Annotated in this window: 18 protein-coding genes; 13 read left to right on the top strand and 5 right to left on the bottom strand. The window is 61.1% G+C overall.

Annotated elements, in window-relative coordinates; genetic code table 11:
- Window positions 1-86 precede the first annotated feature (86 nt).
- The 11 genes from rpsF to BLU46_RS13385 all read left to right on the top strand — a co-directional run bounded on the left by rpsF (window position 87) and on the right by BLU46_RS13385 (window position 14,704).
- Entirely contained in the window at window positions 87-509 is a 423-nt protein-coding gene (gene rpsF / locus BLU46_RS13435) for a 30S ribosomal protein S6 (protein WP_003217491.1), read from the top strand.
- Between the two features lie 28 nt (window positions 510-537).
- Window positions 538-768, top strand: coding sequence for a 30S ribosomal protein S18 (gene rpsR / locus BLU46_RS13430; protein ID WP_002551829.1), 231 nt, complete (start codon window positions 538-540; stop codon window positions 766-768).
- Between the two features lie 36 nt (window positions 769-804).
- Entirely contained in the window at window positions 805-1,692 is an 888-nt protein-coding gene (locus BLU46_RS13425; protein ID WP_063033381.1) for a YybS family protein, read from the top strand.
- Window positions 1,693-1,710: 18 nt separating this feature from the next.
- A complete protein-coding gene (gene rplI / locus BLU46_RS13420; protein WP_003171376.1) occupies window positions 1,711-2,157 on the top strand; it encodes a 50S ribosomal protein L9 in 447 nt (148 codons plus the stop codon).
- Between the two features lie 135 nt (window positions 2,158-2,292).
- Window positions 2,293-3,687, top strand: coding sequence for a replicative DNA helicase (gene dnaB / locus BLU46_RS13415; RefSeq protein WP_003217484.1), 1,395 nt, complete (start codon window positions 2,293-2,295; stop codon window positions 3,685-3,687).
- 99 nt (window positions 3,688-3,786) lie between these two features.
- Complete coding sequence (locus BLU46_RS13410; RefSeq protein WP_093202340.1) at window positions 3,787-6,090, top strand: YgiQ family radical SAM protein; 2,304 nt, start codon at window positions 3,787-3,789, stop codon at window positions 6,088-6,090.
- A 221-nt stretch (window positions 6,091-6,311) separates the two neighbouring features.
- Window positions 6,312-7,244, top strand: coding sequence for an NAD synthetase (locus BLU46_RS13405; RefSeq protein ID WP_003217480.1), 933 nt, complete (start codon window positions 6,312-6,314; stop codon window positions 7,242-7,244).
- Entirely contained in the window at window positions 7,241-7,690 is a 450-nt protein-coding gene (locus BLU46_RS13400) for a hypothetical protein (RefSeq protein ID WP_093202336.1), read from the top strand. Before BLU46_RS13405 ends, BLU46_RS13400 begins: the two co-directional genes overlap by 4 nt.
- A 187-nt stretch (window positions 7,691-7,877) precedes the next feature.
- Entirely contained in the window at window positions 7,878-11,168 is a 3,291-nt protein-coding gene (locus tag BLU46_RS13395) for a transglutaminase family protein (protein ID WP_063033379.1), read from the top strand.
- Window positions 11,169-11,327: 159 nt separating this feature from the next.
- Window positions 11,328-13,814 carry a circularly permuted type 2 ATP-grasp protein gene (locus BLU46_RS13390; RefSeq protein WP_063033378.1) on the top strand — a complete coding sequence of 829 codons (2,487 nt, stop codon included), beginning with the start codon at window positions 11,328-11,330 and terminating at the stop codon, window positions 13,812-13,814.
- On the top strand, window positions 13,814-14,704 hold the full coding sequence (locus BLU46_RS13385) for a transglutaminase family protein (RefSeq protein ID WP_017478354.1): 891 nt from the start codon (window positions 13,814-13,816) through the stop codon (window positions 14,702-14,704). Before BLU46_RS13390 ends, BLU46_RS13385 begins: the two co-directional genes overlap by 1 nt.
- Window positions 14,705-14,834: 130 nt before the next feature.
- Here the strand turns inward: BLU46_RS13385 and BLU46_RS13380 are convergent, their stop codons facing one another.
- A complete protein-coding gene (locus tag BLU46_RS13380; protein WP_017478355.1) occupies window positions 14,835-15,014 on the bottom strand; it encodes a hypothetical protein in 180 nt (59 codons plus the stop codon).
- 68 nt (window positions 15,015-15,082) lie between these two features.
- A complete protein-coding gene (locus BLU46_RS13375) occupies window positions 15,083-15,670 on the bottom strand; it encodes an LOG family protein (protein ID WP_063033377.1) in 588 nt (195 codons plus the stop codon).
- 337 nt (window positions 15,671-16,007) lie between these two features.
- Here BLU46_RS13375 and azu point away from each other — a divergent pair, with 337 nt between their 5' ends.
- Window positions 16,008-16,454: an azurin gene (azu, locus tag BLU46_RS13370; protein ID WP_008439083.1), complete on the top strand. Its 447-nt coding sequence runs from the start codon at window positions 16,008-16,010 to the stop codon at window positions 16,452-16,454.
- Between the two features lie 233 nt (window positions 16,455-16,687).
- On the opposite strand, the gene nadE is transcribed toward azu, so the two are convergent.
- From nadE to BLU46_RS13350, 3 genes are all read right to left on the bottom strand, one after another.
- Entirely contained in the window at window positions 16,688-17,515 is an 828-nt protein-coding gene (gene nadE / locus BLU46_RS13360; RefSeq protein ID WP_003217462.1) for an ammonia-dependent NAD(+) synthetase, read from the bottom strand.
- A gap of 3 nt (window positions 17,516-17,518) precedes the next feature.
- On the bottom strand, window positions 17,519-18,733 hold the full coding sequence (pncB, locus tag BLU46_RS13355; protein WP_017478359.1) for a nicotinate phosphoribosyltransferase: 1,215 nt from the start codon (window positions 18,731-18,733) through the stop codon (window positions 17,519-17,521).
- A 214-nt stretch (window positions 18,734-18,947) separates the two neighbouring features.
- Entirely contained in the window at window positions 18,948-19,844 is an 897-nt protein-coding gene (locus tag BLU46_RS13350) for a LysR family transcriptional regulator (RefSeq protein ID WP_017478360.1), read from the bottom strand.
- A 154-nt stretch (window positions 19,845-19,998) separates the two neighbouring features.
- On the opposite strand from BLU46_RS13350, the gene amaB reads away from it, so the two are divergent.
- The gene (amaB, locus tag BLU46_RS13345) at window positions 19,999-21,489 is read left to right on the top strand and encodes an L-piperidine-6-carboxylate dehydrogenase (protein ID WP_017478361.1); all 1,491 of its coding nucleotides are present in this window, start codon (window positions 19,999-20,001) and stop codon (window positions 21,487-21,489) included.
- Window positions 21,490-21,624 lie beyond the last annotated feature (135 nt).

Genomic DNA, 21,624 nt, shown 5'->3' with positions numbered 1-21,624 from the left:
GCCTCCCTTCGGCAAGATCCATAAGTGTCATTCACTCCTTGTCTGACCGTTTTTGAGCGGCAGGCTACAACCCGTAAGGAGCATTCATGCGTCATTACGAAATCATCTTTTTGGTCCACCCGGATCAAAGCGAGCAAGTCGGCGGCATGGTAGAGCGTTACACCAAGCTGATCGAAGAAGACGGCGGCAAAATCCACCGTCTGGAAGATTGGGGTCGTCGTCAACTGGCCTACGCAATCAACAATGTTCACAAGGCTCACTACGTGATGCTGAACGTTGAGTGCACTGGCAAGGCCCTGGCCGAGCTGGAAGACAACTTCCGCTACAACGATGCAGTGATCCGTAACCTGGTCATCCGTCGCGAAGAAGCCGTTACCGGCCAATCCGAGATGCTCAAGGCTGAAGAAAACCGCAGTGAGCGCCGTGAGCGTCGCGACCGTCCTGAGCACGAAGGCGCTGAAAGCGCTGATAGTGATGACAGCGACAACAGCGATAACGCTGACGAGTAATCCACGGACCTTTTAAGGAGCCTATCAAATGGCACGTTTCTTCCGTCGTCGTAAATTCTGCCGCTTCACCGCTGAAGACGTGAAGGAGATCGATTACAAAGATCTCAACACTCTGAAAGCCTACGTATCCGAGACCGGCAAAATTGTTCCAAGCCGCATCACCGGTACCAAAGCTCGTTATCAGCGTCAGCTGGCCACCGCTATCAAGCGCGCCCGCTTCCTGGCCCTGCTGGCCTACACCGACAGCCACGGCCGCTGAGACCGGGCAGTCGACAAGTAGTAAGGGATTGAATGCATGCGCGCCTTAGCTGAGTTCATCATGCGCGGTCGTGTGCAGGCCACTCTCGTAGTGGCTGGATGTGCAGCATTGCCGTTGTTGTATTGGTTGGGTGCTGCCGCAGGTTGCCTTGTGCTCCTGCGGCGCGGTTTGAAGGACGCCCTTGGCGTTCTTGCCCTGGGAATACTGCCGGCCTTGGTCTGGTGGTTGAAATTCGATGATCCACGGGTACTTCTGGTACTGCTCGGTTCATCGACCCTTGCGTTGGTTTTACGCGCAAGTGAGTCCTGGGTCCGTACGCTGCTGGTCAGCGTGGCATTGGGGTTGGTGTATTCACTGGCGCTTGGCGCGGCTTTCCGCCCGCAAATCGAGGCGCTGGCGCAGGAGATCATAAAGATCCTGCCGCTGGCCCTCGGGGATCTCTACCAGCAGTTATCGGTAGAGGAGCGAGCGCGCTTTGCGTCAGTGGTTGCACCGATGCTGACCGGCCTGATAGCGGCACTGTTGCAGATTGTCAGCGTGCTGAGCCTGATTCTTGGGCGTTACTGGCAGGCGTTGTTGTATAACCCGGGTGGTTTTGGTCGCGAATTTCGCAGTATCAGAATCCCCGCTGGACCGGCGATGTTGCTGCTGGCGTTCATGGTGGTCGGGCCGACGTTTGGCCTGGCGCTGTTGGTGCCGTTGTGCAGCGTACCGCTGGTATTCGCCGGGCTATCCCTGATTCATGGGCTGGTGGCGCAAAAGCGACTGGGCAGATTCTGGCTGGTGGGGTTGTACGTGACGCTGTTGCTGTTCATGCAGCTGATCTATCCGTTACTCGTGGTCTTGGCCATTGTCGACGGCCTGATTGATTTTCGCGGTCGTCTGGCGCCGAAAGACGCCGATAACGCGAACGGTGAAGGTTAAAAGTTAGAGGATTTTCACATGCAACTGATCCTTCTGGAAAAAGTCGCCAACCTGGGCAACCTGGGCGACAAAGTGAACGTTAAGGCCGGCTACGGTCGTAACTACCTGCTGCCATACGGCAAAGCCACCGCTGCAACCGCTGCCAACCTGGCTGCGTTTGAAGAGCGTCGTGCTGAGCTGGAAAAAGCAGCAGCAGACAAAAAAGCTTCGGCCGAAACTCGCGCTGCCCAACTGGCTGAGCTGGAAGTGACTATCACTGCCACCGCCGGTGACGAAGGCAAGCTGTTCGGTTCGATCGGCACCCACGACATCGCTGATGCACTGACCGCCTCCGGCGTTGAAGTGCAGAAGAGCGAAGTTCGTCTGCCGAACGGCACCATCCGCAACGTTGGCGAATTCGATGTAGCCGTGCACCTGCACGCTGAAGTCGAAGCAACCGTACGCGTTGTTGTGGTAGCAGCTTAAGCAGCACCTAACTGACTGGCACCTCGCGTGCCGGGCGGTTAACATCGGGCACGATCCTGTTCACAGGTCGTGCCTTTTGTTTTTCTGGCTTTTGTTTTTCTGTAGCCCCTGATTCTCCAACTATTCCAAGTGGCCATGAACGATATCTCCGCACCTGAGCAATATGACCTGCAAACCGCCGCCCTGAAGGTGCCGCCACATTCCATCGAGGCCGAACAGGCCGTGCTCGGTGGCTTGATGCTGGACAACAACGCCTGGGAACGCGTGCTGGATCAAGTCTCGGACGGCGATTTCTACCGTCATGACCACCGCCTGATCTTCCGCGCCATTGCCAAGCTGGCCGACCAGAACTCACCGATCGACGTGGTGACCCTGGCCGAGCAATTGGACAAGGAAGGCCAGACGTCCCAAGTGGGCGGCCTGGGTTACCTGGGTGAGCTGGCGAAAAACACGCCATCGGTCGCCAACATCAAGGCCTATGCTCAGATCGTCCGTGCGCGGGCCACGTTGCGCCAACTGATCGGCATCGCCACCGAGATCGCCGACAGCGCGTTCAACCCGGAAGGCCGTACCGCTGAAGAGATCCTCGACGAAGCCGAGCGGCAGATCTTCCAGATCGCCGAAGCCCGTCCGAAAACCGGCGGCCCGGTCAGCGTCAACGACCTGCTGACCAAGGCCATCGACCGTATCGATACCCTGTTCAACACCGACAACGCCATTACCGGCCTGTCCACCGGCTACACCGACCTCGACGGCATGACCAGCGGCCTGCAGCCCGCCGACTTGATCATCGTCGCCGGCCGTCCGTCCATGGGTAAAACCACCTTCGCCATGAACCTGGTGGAAAACGCCGTGTTGCGCAGCGACAAGGCCGTCCTGGTTTACTCCCTGGAGATGCCAGGTGAATCGCTGATCATGCGTATGTTGTCGTCCCTGGGCCGCATTGATCAGACCAAGGTGCGTGCCGGTCGCCTGGAAGACGACGATTGGCCGCGCCTGACCTCGGCGGTCAACCTGCTCAATGACCGCAAGCTGTTTATCGATGACACTGCGGGCATCAGCCCCTCGGAAATGCGCGCGCGTACCCGACGCCTGGTGCGTGAGCATGGCGACATTGCCCTGATCATGATCGACTACCTGCAGTTGATGCAGATCCCGGGTTCCAGCGGCGACAGCCGGACCAACGAGATTTCCGAGATTTCCCGCTCGTTGAAAGCCCTGGCCAAGGAATTCAACTGCCCGGTGGTTGCCCTGTCGCAGCTCAACCGATCTCTTGAGCAGCGTCCGAACAAACGCCCGATCAACTCCGACTTGCGGGAATCCGGAGCGATCGAGCAGGATGCTGACGTGATCATGTTCGTATACCGGGACGAGGTGTATCACCCGGAGACCGAGCATAAAGGCATCGCAGAAATCATTATCGGTAAGCAGCGTAACGGGCCAATTGGCACCACGCGCCTGGCCTTTATCGGTAAATACACCCGCTTCGAAAACCTGGCGCCGGGCAGCTACAACTTCGAAGACGAGTAAAAAGCCGTCTCGCCAATTCCGACTGCAAAGGTCGGAATTGGTCAAAATTTGTGCTATATTCCGCGCCCGCGATTTTTCATCTCAACACCGGTCACCGTCATGCAAACAGCCAAGCCGTTATTTGACTATCCCAAGTACTGGGCCGAATGTTTCGGTCCTGCGCCATTCCTGCCGATGAGCAGGGAGGAGATGGATCAGCTTGGCTGGGATTCATGCGACATCATCATCGTCACCGGTGACGCGTACGTGGACCATCCGTCGTTCGGCATGGCAATCATCGGCCGGCTGCTGGAGTCCCAGGGCTTTCGCGTCGGGATCATTGCCCAGCCCAACTGGCAGTCCAAAGACGACTTCATGAAGCTCGGCGAGCCGAACCTGTTCTTCGGCGTCGCGGCCGGCAACATGGACTCGATGATCAACCGCTACACCGCCGACAAGAAAATCCGTTCCGATGACGCCTACACCCCCGGTGGCATGGCCGGCAAACGTCCGGACCGCGCGAGCCTGGTCTACAGCCAGCGCTGCAAGGAAGCTTACAAGCACGTGCCGATCGTACTCGGCGGCATCGAAGCGTCCCTGCGCCGCATCGCCCACTACGACTACTGGCAGGATCGCGTTCGTAACTCGATCCTGATCGACGCCTGCGCCGATATCCTGCTGTACGGCAACGCCGAGCGGGCCATTGTCGAAGTCGCCCAGCGCCTGTCGTGGGGCCACAAGATCGAAGACATCACCGACGTGCGCGGCACTGCGTTCATTCGCCGTGACACGCCTGAAGGCTGGTACGAGGTGGACTCCACCCGTATCGACCGTCCGGGCAAGATCGACAAGATCATCAACCCGTACGTGAACACCCAGGACATCCAGGCCTGCGCCATCGAGCAGGAAAAAGGCCCGGTTGAAGACCCGGAAGAGGCCAAGGTCGTACAGATCCTGGCCAGCCCGCGCATGACCCGTGACAAAACGGTCATTCGTCTGCCGTCCGTGGAAAAAGTCCGTGGCGACTCAGTGCTGTATGCCCACGCCAACCGCGTGCTCCACCTGGAAACCAACCCGGGTAACGCCCGCGCGCTGGTACAGAAGCACGGCGAAGTGGACGTGTGGTTCAACCCGCCGCCCATTCCCATGACCACCGAAGAAATGGACTACGTGTTCGGCATGCCTTACGCCCGTGTTCCACACCCGGCGTACGGCAAGGAAAAGATCCCGGCCTACGACATGATCCGTTTCTCGGTGAACATCATGCGTGGCTGCTTCGGCGGCTGCACCTTCTGCTCGATCACCGAGCACGAAGGCCGGATCATCCAGAACCGTTCCGAAGAGTCGATCATTCGCGAAATCGAAGAGATCCGCGACAAGGTGCCAGGCTTCACCGGCGTCATCTCCGACCTCGGCGGCCCGACCGCGAACATGTACCGCATTGCCTGCAAGAGCCCGGAAATCGAATCCGCGTGCCGCAAGCCCTCCTGCGTGTTCCCCGGTATCTGCCCGAACCTGAACACCGACCACTCGTCGCTGATCCAGCTGTATCGCAGCGCCCGTGCGTTGCCGGGTGTGAAGAAGATCCTGATCGCTTCCGGCCTGCGCTACGACCTCGCGGTCGAGTCGCCGGAATACGTGAAGGAGCTGGTGACCCACCACGTTGGTGGCTACCTGAAGATCGCCCCGGAACACACCGAGGAAGGTCCGCTCAACCAGATGATGAAACCGGGCATTGGCAGCTATGACAAGTTCAAGCGCATGTTCGAGAAGTACACCAAGGAAGCGGGCAAAGAGCAGTACCTGATTCCTTACTTCATCGCTGCCCACCCGGGCACCACCGATGAAGACATGATGAACCTGGCCCTGTGGCTCAAGGGCAACGGCTTCCGCGCTGACCAGGTGCAGGCGTTCTACCCGTCGCCAATGGCCACCGCCACGGCGATGTACCACTCGGGCAAGAACCCGCTGCGCAAGGTCACCTACAAGAGCGACGCGGTGACCATCGTCAAGAGCGAAGAACAGCGCCGTCTGCACAAGGCCTTCCTGCGATACCACGACCCGAAGGGCTGGCCGATGCTGCGTGAAGCCTTGACCCGCATGGGCCGTGCCGACCTGATCGGGCCGGGCAAGGAGCAACTGATCCCGTTGCACCAGCCGGCCACCGACAGCTACCAGAGCGCCCGTCGCAAGAACTCGACGCCGGCTGGCAGCCACAAGGTTGCGAAGGAAACCACCACCAGGATCCTCACCCAGCATACCGGCTTGCCGCCCCGTGGCAGTGACGGCAGCAACCCGTGGGACAAGCGTGAGCAAGCCAAGGCCGCGGCCATGGCGCGCAACAAGCAGGCCGCCAAGGAACGCACCGACGCCGCCAAGGGCAAAGGCAAGAAGCCAGCCCGCAAGCCGGTCGTACCGCGTTGATCGCAGCCTGAATCGCAAAACGCCAGCCTCGTGCTGGCGTTTTGCTTTCTAGCGGGTGGGTAGCCTGTTTGTTAAGGTGGCGCCCATTCGAGCGCCATCCCAGGCAAGCCAGCTCCCACATGTAACCGGGTTTCAGCATGAGAATGCGGTCGAATGTGGGAGCGGGCTTGCTCGCGAAAGCGCCAGTTCAGACACCACCCATTTCAAGGAAGAACACCCCCATGAGCAGCCCCCTGCTTGGCATCGGCATGGACTCCAACCGCTCCCAGTTCATGGCGCGCCAGCGCATCGAAAGCCAGATCAACCTGCCACGCCTGTTTGCTGCCATCGACGCCGATCCCGGCATTGTGGGGGCGGGTGTGGTGTATATCGATGCTGACTTCAATGTCGTCACCCTGCGCGAATTCAAACCGATTTGCAGCATCAGGCCCAAGCGCATCATTTTGCGTGAGGCGCAAAAATACATAGCCCCGGCACAGTTTGTGGAGCAGGTGAAGACCAACCCTCGGGAAGGGCGCCTCATGAGCGAGACGTTCGATATGGGGTTGTCATGCTCCGCTGCGGTGATCGGCTGGATCGTTGTCTTCAGCGGCAGCGTTGCCGTACCGTTTACGGCGGGTGCCAGTGCCTTTGTGGTCGGCATTGGTGTTACGGCGGCGCTGGCCAGCAGCGCGCAATGTGGGTTTGGCGTAGCGCGTACCTACAACGAAATCCTTGACCCCGATGCCAATGACCGTATGGATGACGCCGAATGGTACGGCGCTGTTTCCCCCATCCTTGATGCCGCTTCTTTGGTGGGTATCGGCACCGGCGCACTGACGACGGTGAGATTGCTCAAGGCCAACAAGGCCGCCGCGTTGGGCAAGAGTTGGTACGAACTGCTCAAGGGCTTGAGCCGCCAGGAACGCAAGAAGTTGACCAAGGAACTGCTAAGCCTGAGGGACCCCAGCCTGACGCCCAAGTTGCTCAAGTTGCAGCAGCGCACAGGCAAGCTGACGAAGAGTTTCAGCTCCACCGAAATTCGCCACGCAACCCTGACCCAAATGAAAGATGCGCTGGGTGGGATATTAGGCCTCACCGGCAGCTACCGTACCGGTAATGTTGGCGCCGCCAGCACCCTTGCAATTGGCTTGTACGAGGACCTGACGGAATGAACGGCTTTCCCGACATGGGCAGTTTTCTCGCACGCTATTTCCCGGTGTTCATGGGCACGATCTTCATGGCGATCTTTTCCGGGGCGTCTGCTGTATCCCTGGCGGGCGTGACTTATTTACGTGACGTTGATCCGGGGCTCAAATCCAGCTACTCCGGGATTGCCATTCTGGTGTTGGTCACGGTGATAGTGTTTGGCAACGTAATGATCGCGCGCGGACGCTCGTGGGCCACCGGCTTGATGGCGGGTTACCTGGGATGTTGCCTGCTGTTCGTATTGCCGATGATTCAATACACCTCTCACGTGCTGGTCTATGGCTCGGCTGTCCTCTTCCCGTTGTTGGGGTTATTGCTGCTCAACAGCAAGCGCCACCGCGAAATGCGCCAGAAACTGCGCGAAGTGCGCCACCTGCGCGAAGCCGTGATCGCCAAGCACAAAGCACGGTGACTGGGTAGATTCACCACCCACCCTCACACTCCCGCCACAAATATGTGCAACCCTCGCACCACGACGGCAGCCATCGCGCCGTTTTGGTGCTGTACTGCACCGGGTCCCACGATAAAGCGCAATGACCACTGCTCTGGCATAAGTCTTGCGCGCTTTGTTTTCATGCCCTGGCTCGCAGGAGGCCGCCGTGTCGATTCATGTCGCGTTGCACCACGTTACGCATTACCGCTACGACCGCGCGGTCGAGCTCGGCCCACAGATTGTTCGTCTGCGTCCGGCGGCTCATAGCCGCACTCGGATTCTGTCCTACGCGTTGAAGGTGCTGCCGGAACAGCACTTCATCAATTGGCAGCAAGACCCCCAGGGCAATTACCTGGCGCGTCTGGTGTTTCCGGAAAAAACTGACGAATTGCGCATCGAAGTCGACCTGGTCGCCGAGATGGCGGTATTCAATCCGTTCGATTTCTTCCTGGAACCCTACGCCGAAAAAATCCCTTTCAGCTACGCCGCCGATGAGCAGCGCGAGCTGGCGCCGTACCTGGAAACATTACCGCTGACCCCGCGATTCGCCGCGTATCTGGCGGGTATCGACCGCACGCCGTTGCCGGCGGTGGATTTTCTGGTAGGCCTGAATCAGCGTCTGGCCGCCGATATCGGCTACCTGATCCGCATGGAACCGGGCGTACAAACTCCGGAATTCACCCTGGAAAACGCCTCCGGTTCCTGCCGGGATTCGGCGTGGTTGCTGGTGCAACTGCTGCGTAACCTGGGCCTGGCGGCGCGATTTGTGTCTGGCTATCTGATCCAGCTGACCGCCGACGTCAAAGCCCTCGACGGCCCGTCCGGCACCGAGGTGGATTTCACCGACCTGCATGCCTGGTGCGAAGTGTATTTGCCCGGCGCCGGCTGGATCGGCCTCGATGCCACCTCCGGCTTGTTCGCTGGTGAAGGGCATATCCCGTTGGCTTGTAGTCCTGATCCTTCCTCAGCAGCGCCCATCAGTGGCCTGGTGGAACCCTGCGAGTGCGAATTTACCCACGAGATGTCCGTGGAGCGGATTTGGGAGGCCCCACGGGTTACCAAGCCCTACACCGAAGAGCAGTGGCTGGCGATCCAGGCCCTGGGCCGGCAGATCGACGGTGACCTGCTCAAGGACGACGTGCGCCTGACCATGGGCGGCGAGCCGACCTTTGTCTCCATCGACGACCCTGACGGTGCGGAATGGAACACCGCCGCTCTCGGCCCGGACAAACGCCGATTGTCTGCCGAGCTGTTCCAGCGCATGCGCAAGCACTACGCGCCCAAGGGCCTGGTGCATTTCGGCCAGGGCAAGTGGTACCCCGGCGAGCAACTGCCGCGCTGGTCCCTCAACTGCTACTGGCGCCGCGACGGCGTGCCGATCTGGCACAACAGCGCATTGATCGCCGATGAGCAACAAAGCTATGGCGCCGACGGCGTGATGGCCGGGCGTTTTCTGGCCAGCGTCGCCGAGCGCCTGAAACTGCCTGCGCAGTTTGTATTCCCGGCCTACGAAGACAATTTCTATTACCTGTGGCGCGAAGGCGCCTTGCCGCAGAACGTCACCGCCGAAGATCCGCGCCTGGAGGACAAGCTCGAGCGCGAACGCCTGCGCAAAGTCTTCAGCCAGGGCCTGGATAAAGTCATCGGCCAGGTGCTGCCGCTGGCGCGAACGGCGGCCAATGACCGCTGGCAGAGCGGCCGCTGGTACCTGCGGGACAACCATTGCCGCCTGGTGCCGGGTGATTCGCCCTTGGGTTATCGCCTGCCACTGGCCTCGCAGCCGTGGGTGACGGCGGCGGACTATCCGTTCGTACATCCCACCGATCCCAACCAGGACCTGCCCGACCTGCCGACCCCCTCACAGTTGCAAAGCCACGGTGAGTCGGCCGCCAGCAAAGACCGTATTCCTAAGATCGACGAGTCCGCGGACTGGCTGACCCGCACCGCCCTGTGTGCCGAAGCGCGGGAAGGCCGACTGTACCTGTTCATGCCGCCGCTGGAGCGGGTCGAGGATTATCTGGAGTTGGTGGCGGCCATCGAAGCCACCGCTGAAGAGCTGCATTGCCCGGTGCTGCTGGAAGGTTACGAGCCGCCGAGCGACCCGCGCCTGAGCAACTTCCGGGTGACACCGGACCCGGGCGTGATCGAGGTCAACGTGCAGCCGTCCGCCACCTGGGACGAGTTGGTGGAGCGCACCGAGTTTCTCTACGAGGAAGCCCGGCAAACCCGCCTCACCACAGAAAAATTCATGATCGACGGCCGCCATACCGGCACCGGCGGCGGTAACCATTTTGTGCTCGGTGGCGCCACGCCGAAGGATTCACCGTTCCTGCGGCGTCCCGATCTGCTGCGCAGCCTGATCAGCTATTGGCATAACCACCCGTCGTTGTCCTACCTGTTTTCCGGCCTGTTCATCGGCCCGACTTCCCAGGCGCCACGGGTCGACGAAGCGCGTAACGACGCGTTGTATGAGTTGGAAATCGCCTTCGCGCAGATGCCCGAAGTGGGTGAAGAGTGTCCGCCCTGGTTGGTGGACCGCCTGCTGCGCAACCTGCTGATCGACGTCACTGGCAATACCCACCGCGCCGAGTTCTGCATCGACAAGCTCTACTCGCCCGACGGTGCCACCGGCCGCCTGGGCCTGCTGGAACTGCGCGCCTTTGAAATGCCGCCCCACGCCCGCATGAGCCTGACCCAGCAGTTGCTGCTGCGGGCACTGGTCGCGCGGTTCTGGCGTGAACCCTATGCGCCGCCGAAGCTGGCGCGCTGGGGCACAGAACTGCACGACCGCTTCCTGCTGCCGCACTTTATCGAGCAGGATTTTGCCGACGTGATCGTCGAGCTGAACGCTGCCGGTTATCCGCTGCGGGCCGAATGGTTTGCCGCGCACCTGGAGTTCCGTTTTCCCAAGGTCGGTGACTACGCCGTCAGCGGTATCGAACTGGAACTGCGCCAGGCCCTGGAACCCTGGCATGTGCTGGGCGAGGAGGGCGCGGTGGGCGGCACGGTGCGTTACGTGGACTCGTCCCTGGAGCGATTGCAGGTCAAGTTGAGCGGGCTGCCGCCCCAGCGTTACCTGCTGACCTGCAACGGCATCCCGGTGCCGTTGCAACCCACCGGGCGCGTTGGAGAGTTTGTGGCTGGCGTGCGCTATCGCGCGTGGCAGCCGGCCAACTGTTTGCAGCCGACCATCCCGGTGCATGCGCCGCTGGTGTTCGATCTTTTGGACACGTGGATGCAGCGCTCGCTGGGGGGTTGCCAGTACCATGTCGCCCATCCGGGCGGACGCAATTACGACAGCCTGCCGGTGAATGCCAATGAAGCTGAAAGCCGGCGGATGGCGCGGTTTTTCCGTCTGGGGCACAGCCCCGGGAAATTGCCGGTGCCGAGTGTGGTGATCAATGATGAATTGCCGATGACCCTGGATTTACGGCGCTTCCCCAATAAGAATGACTAAATGCGATTCAAAATGTGGGAGCGGGCTTGCTCGCGAATACGGTGTATCAGAAACACATTAAGTGACTGACACGCCGCTTTCGCGAGCAAGCCCGCTCCCACAGTTGGATCGCGTGGTTTGTGAGTTAATCTGACTTCCCTTGCCCCTGCCGAGCGTTCCATGCCCGACTTGCTCGACCGTTACCCGCTGACTGCGGGCACTTATCACGAACTGCTGGACGACAGCGGCGCGGTTCGTGCCCATTGGCAGCGCCTGCTCGATCACCTGCAACGCAGCACTCCGGCGCAACTCGCCCAGCGCCAGGCCCTGCTGACCCGGCAGATCCAGGAAAACGGCGTGACCTACAACGTCTACGCCGACCCCAAGGGCGCCGATCGCCCTTGGGAACTGGACCTGTTGCCCCACGTGCTGGCCGCCGATGAGTGGAAGCAACTCTCCGCCGGCATCGCCCAGCGTGCGCGCCTGTTGAATGCGGTACTGGCCGATCTCTATGGCCCGCAACGCTTGATCGCCGAAGGATTGCTGCCGGCAGAACTGGTGTTCGGCCATAACAATTTCCTGTGGCCGTGCCAGGGTATCCAGCCGCCCGACGGCGCGTTTCTGCACCTGTACGCCGTGGACCTGGCGCGTACGCCGGATGGCCGCTGGTGGGTGACCGCCGACCGTACCCAGGCCCCGTCCGGCGCCGGTTATGCTTTGGAAAACCGCACCATCGTGTCCCGCGCCTTCCCGGACCTGTACCGCGACTTGCAGGTGCAGCACCTCACTGGTTTCTTCCGCACCTTGCAGGAAACCCTGGCTCGCCAGGCGCCGAGCGACGACCAGCCACCGTTGATCGTGCTGCTGACACCGGGCCGTTTCAACGAAAGCTATTTCGAGCATTTGTACCTCGCCCGCCAACTCGGCTACCCGCTGGTGGAAGGCGGCGACCTGACGGTGCGCGACGCCACGGTGTACCTGAAAACCCTCAGCGGCCTGCGCCGGGTGCACGCGATCATGCGTCGCCTGGACGACGACTTCTGCGACCCGCTGGAACTGCGCACCGACTCGGCCCTCGGCGTGCCTGGCCTGTTGGACGCTGTGCGCCAAGGCAATGTGCTGGTGGCCAACGCCCTGGGCAGTGGCGTGCTGGAATCCCCTGGCCTGCTGGGCTTTTTGCCGAAGATCAATCAATTCCTGTTTGGCGAAGAACTGATCCTGCCGTCCATCGCCACCTGGTGGTGCGGTGAAGCGCCGGTGCTGGCCGAAGCCCTGGAAAAACTGCCGGAGCTGCTGATCAAGCCGGCGTTCCCGTCGCAAAGTTTCGCCCCGGTGTTTGGTCGCGACTTGAACGACGAACAGCGCGAGGCCCTGGCCGAACGTATGCGCGCACGGCCTTACGCCTACGTCGCCCAGGAACTCGCGCAGTTGTCACAGGCGCCGGTCTGGCACACCGTCGACGATCACCTTCAACACCGCGCCATCGGCATGCGCGTGTACGCCGTGGCCAGCGCCGACGGTTACCGGGTTTTGCCCGGTGGCTTGACCCGCGTGGCAGCGGAAGCCGATGCCGAAGTGGTGTCGATGCAGCGCGGCGGTGCAAGCAAGGACACCTGGGTGCTCGGCGAACGCGCCCTCGGTACCGAACAATGGCGCGCCCAGCGGGCCATCGGCGCCCATGACCTGGTGCGGCGTGATCCGTACCTGCCGTCGCGGGTGGTGGAAAACCTGTTCTGGTTTGGCCGTTATTGCGAGCGCTGTGATGACAGCGCGCGCTGGCTGCGGATCGTCCTCGCCCGCTATGTCGACGGAGACGACCCGCTGGCGCTGCAGGCGGCCGTTGAGCTGGGTGAGAACCTGCGACTGTTACCGGAGGAGGGGGAGTTGCCTGAGCGGCTTCAGGCGGCGTTGCTCGGTGATGACTGGCCGTCGAGCCTGCGGGCCAACTTGCAGCGTTTGCAGTGGGCGGCGTCCCAGGTGCGCGGCAAGCTGTCCCGGGAAAACTGGCAGGCGCTGGTGGAATTGCAGCGCGAAGCCCTGGAGCTGGAGAGCGAAGAGCCGGACTTCGGCGAACTGCTGGATTTCCTCAACCGCCTGGTGATGTCCCTCGCGGCGCTGTCGGGCTTTGCCCTCGACGACATGACCCGCGACGAAGGCTGGCGTTTCTTGATGATGGGCAGGCGCATTGAGCGCCTGCAGTTTCTCAGCAGCAGCCTGGCGGCCTTCCTGCGCGGCGTGGCGGTGTTCGATCAGGCCGGGCTGGAATGGTTGCTGGAACTGGGCAACAGCAGCATCACCTATCGATCGCGCTACCTCGCGGTGCCGCAATTGATCCCGGTGCTGGACCTGTTGCTGCTGGATGAGCAAAACCCTCACGCGGTGCTGTTCCAGCTGAAACTGGTGAGCCGCACCTTGCGTCGCTTGAATGACGATTTCGGCGTGCCCCGGGAAACCGGACTGGCGCCATTGGTGGAGCGCCTGGCGCGCTTTGACTTGGGCTGCCTGGAGAACCCGCTGTTCGGCGAGTCCAGTGTGCGCGCTGCGCTGGACGGCCTGGCCGACCTGCTGCAAGCGGTGGCCGATGAAAGCGGGCAAGTCTCGGACCGCCTGGCCTTGCGCCATTTTGCCCATGTGGACGATGTCAGCCAGCAAACGGTGTCTGTGTGATGAGTGCCCGCTACCAGATTTTCCACGATACCCATTACCACTACGACAGCCCGGTGTCCCTGGCCCAGCAGCTGGCGCACCTGTGGCCGCGGCCTTGCGCCTGGCAGCGCTGCAGCTCGCAGCAACTGGAGATCAGCCCCGAGCCGACCTCGCGCCGGGATGAGCTGGACGTGTTTGGTAACCCGATCACCCGGCTGGCGTTCGAGCGGCCCCATGATGAGCTGTTGGTCAACGCCGGGCTGACGGTGGAAGTGCTGGCGCGGCCGGTGCTGGATTTCAGCCTGTCGCCGGCCTGGGACCAGACCCGCAACGGCCTGACCTACAGCAGCCAGCCGCTGTCGGCCGAAGTGATCGAGGCCTGCCGCTATCGGTTCGAATCGCCCTATGTGCATTTGAAGAAAAGCTTCGTCGAGTTCTCCGAAGACTGTTTCCCGGCAGGTCGCCCTTTGCTGCTGGGTGTGCAGGCGCTGATGGAAAAGATTTTCAGCGAGTTCACCTTCGATGCCGAAGCCACCCAGGTCGCCACGCCGCTGGTGGAAGTGCTGGAGCGCCGGCGCGGCGTGTGCCAGGACTTCGCCCACCTGATGCTCGCGTGCCTGCGCTCCCGGGGCCTGGCGGCGCGGTATATCAGTGGTTATCTGCTGACCCAGCCACCGCCCGGCCAGCCACGGTTGATCGGCGCGGATGCGTCCCACGCGTGGGTGTCGGTGTTTTGCCCGGTGTCGGGTTGGGTGGATTTTGACCCGACCAACAATGTGCAGCCGGCACTGGAACACATCACCCTGGCCTGGGGCCGGGATTTTTCCGATGTTTCGCCGTTGCGAGGGGTGATTCTGGGGGGAGGGAGCCATGACCCGGAAGTGCGGGTGACGGTGATGCCGCTGGAGTAATGCACAAGATCGTTCCCACGCTCCGCGTGGGAATGCTTGTTGTGACGCTCTGCGTCACCCTGCACATATCTCAAATCGGGACGCGGAGCGCCCCAGGATGCATTCCCACGCGGAGCGTGGGAACGATCACCTATTCAGCGTCTTTCGGTGCTTCGGTGTCGTCTGTAGCCACTGTACCTTCAGCATCCGGGTTCAGTGCACCGGCTTCTTCGTCGGCTGCAATTTTCTTGCGCTGCAGCTTTTCCTCTTTCTTCTGCTCTTTGGCCAAGTCTCTCTGACGTTTGGCGAAGGAGTAATTAGGTTTTGCCATGGGCGATCCTCTGGGGTCGAAGGTGAGGTTGAGCGGCGCGTATTCTGCCTTTAATCGCGTCCCAAGGGTTAATCGGGTTTTTGGTCCACCCATTTGGGCAAGACCAGCGGTTGCCAGGCATCCAGTACGTCAAGCAGCTCAGCCGGCGATTCGCTCATTTGCAGCATGGCACGATGCGGGGCCCGGACGAAGCCTTCGCCGACGATATGATCAAGAAAATCGGTCAACTTGCGGTAAAAGCCGTTCACTTCGAGCAAGCCCAGCGGTTTGCCGTGGTAGCCGAGCTGGCCCCAGGTCCAGACTTCGAACAGTTCTTCCAGGGTGCCCAGGCCGCCCGGCAGTGCAATAAACGCGTCGCTCAGCTCGGCCATGCGGGCCTTGCGGGCGTGCATGCCGTCGACCACTTCGAGGCGGGTCAGGCCTTTGTGGCCGATTTCCAGGACTTTCAGGCTTTCGGGAATGATCCCGATCACTTCACCGCCGGCTTCCAGCGCCGCATCGGCGACGATGCCCATCAGGCCCACGGCGCCGCCGCCGTACACCAGGGTCAGCTTGCGCTCGGCCAGCGCGCGCCCGAGGGCTACGGCTGCTTCACGGTAGGCCGGATTGGTGCCGCTGCTGGCACCGCAAAACACACAGACAGACTTCAAGGACATACCTGACTCCACTCAGTTGTGGCTAAAGAGTAAAGGCTGGCGTGCGTCTCTCAAAGGATTAAACCTCGCGTTGAGGCGTTTCGCAGGTGCCGCTGGCGCCACAGGCATAGGCGGCAAGCAGGCTGCGGAACAGGCTATTGAGGTGCATGGCTCGGACTCCGGAAGGGTGATGAGCCGATCATAGGCCGGCATCAGTACTTTGGCCGGTAGATTGTGTCGATGAGTCTGATAGCCTAAAGTTGTATACAATCTGTTGACTCAGATCATAAGAATTCCCGCCTGCCTCAGGCACCCTTGTCGCAATACGCGTTTTTTAAACCCTGCCCTGGAGATTCACATGTTTGCCAAACTCGTTGCTGTTTCCCTGCTGACTCTGGCTAGCGGCCAGTTGCTTGCTGCAGAGTGCAAGGTCACTGTCGACTCCACTGACCAGATGTCCTTCAACACCAAGGCCATCGAAATCGACAAGAGCTGCAAGACGTTCACCGTCGAGCTGACCCACTCCGGCAGCTTGCCGAAAAACGTCATGGGCCATAACTGGGTGCTGAGCTCCGCCGCCGACATGCCTGGCATCGCCAGCGACGGCATGGCCGCCGGTATCGACAAGAACTACCTGAAAGACGGCGACACCCGCATCATCGCCCACACCAAGATCATCGGTGCCGGCGAGAAAGACTCCGTGACCTTCGATGTATCGAAGTTGGCGGCAGGCACTGACTATGCGTTCTTCTGCTCGTTCCCAGGCCACATCTCGATGATGAAAGGCACTGTGACCCTGAAGTAATCACCCTTCAGGCAAAAAAAAGCGCCCTTCGGGGCGCTTTTTTTTGCCTGTAGACAAGCTGCTCTTGTGGCGAGGGAGCTTGCTCCCGCTGGGTTGCGGAGCAGCCCCAATAAGGTCACCGCGTAGCATCAGAAAAAGCGCTAAGCAGGTTTCAGGGGCCGCTTCGCGCCCCAGCGGGAGCAAGCTCCCTCGCCACAACAAGCCCTTTTGCCACAATGAGCTGCTGAGTTACCTCAGGGAGCAAACGGCATCACCCGCTTGTGCTCGGTCTTGCGATAGGTGTCGCAGATGATCTTGAAGGCTTCCTCGCGCACCGGCTCGCCGTGGAGGAACGCATCGATCTCGGCATAGGTCACGCCATGGGACGCTTCGTCCGGCTTGCCCGGCGACAGGTCTTCCAGGTCGGCCGTCGGGATTTTCTCCACCAACGATTCCGGTGCACCAAAGTGCCGGGCAATCGCGCGTACCTGATTCTTCACCAGCCCGCTCAGCGGCGCCAGGTCGCAGGCGCCATCACCGAACTTGGTGAAAAAGCCCATCACTGCTTCCGCCGCATGATCGGTACCGATCACCAAACCACCGGCCGCGCCGGCGATGGTGTACTGCGCCACCATGCGCATGCGCGCCTTGGTGTTGCCCAGTACGAAGTCACGGGAGACCGCGGCCTTGCCTTCAAACGCCGCCACTTCATTGGCCAGGGATTTCACCGCCGGGCCGATGTTCACCGTGTGGCGCTCATCGGGTTCGATAAAGTCCACGGACGCCTGGGCGTCGTGTTCGTCGAACTGGGTTTCGTAGGGCAGGCGCACCGCAATAAAGCGGTAGGCGTCGTCACCCTTGGCAGCACGCAACTCTTGCATCGCGCGCTGGGCCAGCAGGCCGGCGGTCAGGGAGTCGACGCCGCCGCTGATGCCCAGCACCAACGTCTTGAGGCCTGAATTGAGCAGGCAATCCTGGATAAAGGTAACGCGCCGGGCGACCTCCGCCTCAAGGGCGGCCTGGTCCTTGAACGGTGGTTGGACCTTGAGCTGTTCAGCAATCTCGCGCTGTACGGCTTGCATGATTCACTCCTTGCTGGGTAGGGCAGGTACTTTGAAAACGTGGCGCAAATAAGCGACGAAGTTCGGATCGGTGCAGTGGGTCTTGCCCGCTTCATCAGAGATCTTTGCGACGGGCTGGCCATTACAGGCGGTCATTTTAAGCACGATGCTCATCGGTTCCACACCTGGAATATCACAGGTCAGGTTGGTGCCGATGCCGAAGCTCACATTGATCCGACCACGCAGTGCGCGGAAAATCTCCAGCGCCTTGGGCAGCGAGAGGCTGTCGGAGAACACCAGGGTCTTGCTCATCGGCTCGATCCCCAGCTTGTGATAGTGGGCGATTGCCTTTTCGGCCCATTGCACCGGGTCACCGGAGTCGTGGCGCAGGCCGTCGAAGAGCTTGGCGAAGTACAGGTCGAAATCGCCGAGGAACGCATCGGTGGTGATGCAATCGGTCAGGGCGATGCCCAGCAGGCCACGGTACTCGCGCACCCAGCAGTCGAGGGCGGCGATCTGGCTGTCGATCAGCCGCGGGCCGAGTTGCTGGTGGGCCATGATCCATTCGTGAGCCATGGTGCCCAGCGGCTTCATGTTCAGCTCGCGGGCCAGGTGCACGTTGCTGGTGCCGACAAAACGCCCGGGGAAGTCGTGCTTGAGCACGTTCACCACTTCTTCCTGCACGCGGTAGGAGAAGCGCCGACGGGTGCCGAAATCCGCCACCTGCAATTCGGAAAGTTCTTCGACGCTGGCATTCGCCGTCAGCCAGTCGAACTTGCGATACAGCTGCTCGCGGGCCTGTTCGAGGATCACGGTCTGGTAGCGATAGCGGTTACGCACTTCGCTGACGATGGCGAGCATCGGCACTTCAAACAGGATCACATGCAGCCACGGCCCGCGCAGGCGGATAAACAGCTCGCCGTTTTCGATGCCGGTGTGCACGTAGCGCAGGTTGAAGCGAAACAGCCCGAGGAAACGCAGGAAATCCGGCTTCATGAAGCTGATGCGCTCCAGGAAACCCAACTGGTCGGGGCTCAGGCTCAGCTCGGCGAGGCGCTCGATCTGGTAGCGGATCTCCGCCAGGTACGGACGCAGGTCTTCACTGTTACGGCAACGAAACTCCCATTCAACTTCCACGTTCGGGTAGTTGTGCAGCACCGCCTGCATCATGGTCAGCTTGTAGAAGTCGGTGTCGAGCAGGTTCTGCACGATGCGATCGGCAAACACACTCTCGCTCATAACGGGAATCTCCAGACGGTTCGGCGATGGGCGCCGACCTTTACGCACAATTAAGGAATGGCGCTAGTGGCGCATAGACCTGTGCTGTTTTGCCAGTGATTTTTTTGAGGATGGCTACCAGCGCCATCGCAGGCAAGCCAGCTCCCACAGGTGAATGCATTCCAAAATGTGGGAGCTGGCTTGCCTGCGATAGCGGTATTGCAGACAAAGAAGCTCAATCAGACTCAACCTGCTCCATCATCCACTTCACAAAATCCCGCACCTTGGGCACTTCCGCCGAGTGTTCGGGGTAGGCCAGGTAATAGGCGTCCTGGCTCGGCATCGCGTGCTGCCAGGGGATCACCAGCTTGCCTTCGGCCAACTCCTCTTCCACCAGAAATCTGGGCAATAGCGCCACGCCGCAGCCCACTTGTGCGGCGCGGATGCACATATAAAAGGTTTCGAAGCGCGGCCCGTGGTAGCTGTGTTCGGTGTGATAACCCTGGGCGGCGAACCAGTCGTGCCAGCCCTGGGGGCGCGAGGCGTTTTGCAGCAGCACCAGTTCGCTGAGTTGTGTGGGGTCGGTAAACGGTTGCGCGGGCAGGCTGTCGGGCGAGCACACGGGCACCAGTTCTTCGCTGAACAGCTTCAGGCTTTCAGTGCCAGGCCGTGAGCCCTGGCCGAAGTAGAAGGCCAAGTCGGCCTTGCCTTGCAGCAGCTCGTCGGGCTCCTGTTCGTTGCACAGGTCCAGGTGAATCTGCGGATGCCGCAGTCGCCAGCCCTTGAGGCGCGGCACCAGCCAGCGCGCGCCGAAGGTGTAGGGCGTGGACACCCGCAGCACTTCAGTCTCGCCGCCATAGGAGCGCAGGTAATGGGTGGACATCTCCACCTGGGTGAGGATCTTGCGCACTTCCACCAGGTACAGATCGCCCGCCGGGGTCATCTGCAAGCGGCGGCGCACCCGGCGAAACAGCAGGTGCTGCAGCAGCTCTTCCAACTGCGCGACCTGTTTGCTGACGGCGCTCTGGGTGAGGTTCAGCTCCTCGGCGGCGCGGGTAAAACTCAGGTGGCGGGTAACCGCTTCGAAACACTGCAAGGCGGTGATCGAGGGCAAATGTCTTTTATTCAGCACGGCACGCCTCTTTTTGTTCTTAGCATGAATAAACGGAATGATATCTCGCCTAATCGTCGTTTGTTGGCAAGTCTTGGTCCAGCTACAAATAAGGTCTGGATCGCCGTGTGAACTGGCGGCGCATATTTCTGTTTGTGGATTGAAGGAGTGACCCATGGTTGCCGCATTGCTTGATCGTCTCGGGGTAAACCCGGCGCTGTACCAGTCGGGTAAACAACCCGTGCATTCGCCCATTGATGGCAGCCGGATTGCCAGTGTGCACTGGGAAGGCGCCGCCGAGGTGGAGCAGCAGGTCAGTCGCGCCGAGCATGCATTCGACGCTTGGCGCAAGGTGCCGGCCCCCCGTCGTGGTGAGCTGGTGCGCCAGTTCGGCGACGTGTTGCGCGAGTACAAAGCCGACCTCGGCGAGCTGGTGTCGTGGGAAGCCGGCAAGATCACCCAGGAAGGTTTGGGTGAAGTGCAGGAAATGATCGACATCTGCGACTTCGCCGTCGGCCTGTCGCGCCAACTGTACGGCTTGACCATTGCCTCCGAGCGCCCAGGCCACCATATGCGTGAAACCTGGCACCCGCTGGGCGTGGTCGGCGTGATCAGCGCGTTCAACTTTCCGGTCGCGGTATGGGCGTGGAACACCGCGCTGGCGCTGGTATGCGGCAACGCGGTGATCTGGAAACCCTCGGAAAAGACCCCGCTCACTGCCCTGGCCTGCCAGGCGCTATTCGAGCGCGTGTTGAAGAACTTCAGCGATGCGCCGCCGTACCTCAGCCAAGTGATCATCGGTGGCCGCGATGCCGGCGCCGCACTGGTGGATGACCCGCGCGTTGCGCTGATCAGCGCCACCGGCAGCACCCGCATGGGCCGCGAAGTGGCACCGAAAGTCGCCGCACGTTTTGCCCGCAGCATTCTCGAGCTGGGCGGCAACAACGCGATGATCCTCGGCCCAAGCGCCGACCTGGACATGGCCGTGCGCGCCATCCTGTTCAGCGCCGTCGGTACCGCCGGGCAGCGCTGCACCAGCCTGCGCCGCTTGATCGCCCATGAGTCGGTCAAAGAGGAAATCGTCACCCGCCTCAAGGCCGCGTATTCCAAAGTGCGCATCGGCCATCCGCTGGAAGGCAACCTGATCGGCCCGCTGATCGACAAGCACAGCTTCGAAAACATGCAGGATGCCCTGGAGCAAGCCTTGAGCGAAGGCGGCCGGGTGTTTGGCGGCAAGCGGCAGTTGGAAGACAAGTTCCCCAACGCTTACTACGTGTCGCCGGCCATTGTGGAAATGCCGGAGCAGAGTGATGTGGTGTGCACCGAGACGTTTGCACCGATTTTGTATGTGGTGGGCTATACCGATTTCGCTGAGGCGCTGCGCCTGAACAATGCGGTGCCACAGGGCCTGTCTTCGTGCATCTTTACCACTGACGTGCGTGAAGCTGAGCAGTTCATGTCGGCGGTGGGCAGTGATTGCGGGATCGCCAACGTCAACATCGGCCCGAGCGGCGCGGAGATTGGTGGCGCGTTTGGCGGTGAGAAAGAGACCGGTGGCGGGCGTGAGTCGGGTTCGGATGCATGGCGCGGGTACATGCGTCGCCAGACCAACACCGTGAACTACTCGCTGGAACTGCCGCTGGCCCAGGGCATCACCTTCGACTGAATCTCTGCTCGAAGTGCGGTCAATGTGGGAGCTGGCTTGCCTGCGATAGCATCACCCCGGTGTAACGGATGCACCGAGGTGCCTGCATCGCAGGCAAGCCAGCTCCCACATTTGATCGGGTTCGCACATCAACAA

It is taken from the genome of Pseudomonas yamanorum (assembly GCF_900105735.1).
In the GTDB taxonomy this organism is placed as follows: Bacteria; Pseudomonadota; Gammaproteobacteria; order Pseudomonadales; family Pseudomonadaceae; genus Aquipseudomonas; species Aquipseudomonas yamanorum.
Note: the sequence above shows the minus strand (reverse complement) of the source record. Positions and strands in the feature narration are given on the sequence as shown.

Bases quoted from the DNA above. Each gene is read 5' to 3' on its own strand.
- rpsF (WP_003217491.1), top strand. From the start codon at position 87: ATGCGTCATTACGAAATCATCTTTTTGGTCCACCCGGATCAAAGCGAG.
- rpsR (WP_002551829.1), top strand. From the start codon at position 538: ATGGCACGTTTCTTCCGTCGTCGTAAATTCTGCCGCTTCACCGCTGAA.
- BLU46_RS13425 (WP_063033381.1), top strand. From the start codon at position 805: ATGCGCGCCTTAGCTGAGTTCATCATGCGCGGTCGTGTGCAGGCCACT.
- rplI (WP_003171376.1), top strand. From the start codon at position 1,711: ATGCAACTGATCCTTCTGGAAAAAGTCGCCAACCTGGGCAACCTGGGC.
- dnaB (WP_003217484.1), top strand. From the start codon at position 2,293: ATGAACGATATCTCCGCACCTGAGCAATATGACCTGCAAACCGCCGCC.
- BLU46_RS13410 (WP_093202340.1), top strand. From the start codon at position 3,787: ATGCAAACAGCCAAGCCGTTATTTGACTATCCCAAGTACTGGGCCGAA.
- BLU46_RS13405 (WP_003217480.1), top strand. From the start codon at position 6,312: ATGAGCAGCCCCCTGCTTGGCATCGGCATGGACTCCAACCGCTCCCAG.
- BLU46_RS13400 (WP_093202336.1), top strand. From the start codon at position 7,241: ATGAACGGCTTTCCCGACATGGGCAGTTTTCTCGCACGCTATTTCCCG.
- BLU46_RS13390 (WP_063033378.1), top strand. From the start codon at position 11,328: ATGCCCGACTTGCTCGACCGTTACCCGCTGACTGCGGGCACTTATCAC.
- BLU46_RS13385 (WP_017478354.1), top strand. From the start codon at position 13,814: ATGAGTGCCCGCTACCAGATTTTCCACGATACCCATTACCACTACGAC.
- BLU46_RS13380 (WP_017478355.1), bottom strand. From the start codon at position 15,014: ATGGCAAAACCTAATTACTCCTTCGCCAAACGTCAGAGAGACTTGGCC.
- BLU46_RS13375 (WP_063033377.1), bottom strand. From the start codon at position 15,670: ATGTCCTTGAAGTCTGTCTGTGTGTTTTGCGGTGCCAGCAGCGGCACC.
- azu (WP_008439083.1), top strand. From the start codon at position 16,008: ATGTTTGCCAAACTCGTTGCTGTTTCCCTGCTGACTCTGGCTAGCGGC.
- nadE (WP_003217462.1), bottom strand. From the start codon at position 17,515: ATGCAAGCCGTACAGCGCGAGATTGCTGAACAGCTCAAGGTCCAACCA.
- pncB (WP_017478359.1), bottom strand. From the start codon at position 18,733: ATGAGCGAGAGTGTGTTTGCCGATCGCATCGTGCAGAACCTGCTCGAC.
- amaB (WP_017478361.1), top strand. From the start codon at position 19,999: ATGGTTGCCGCATTGCTTGATCGTCTCGGGGTAAACCCGGCGCTGTAC.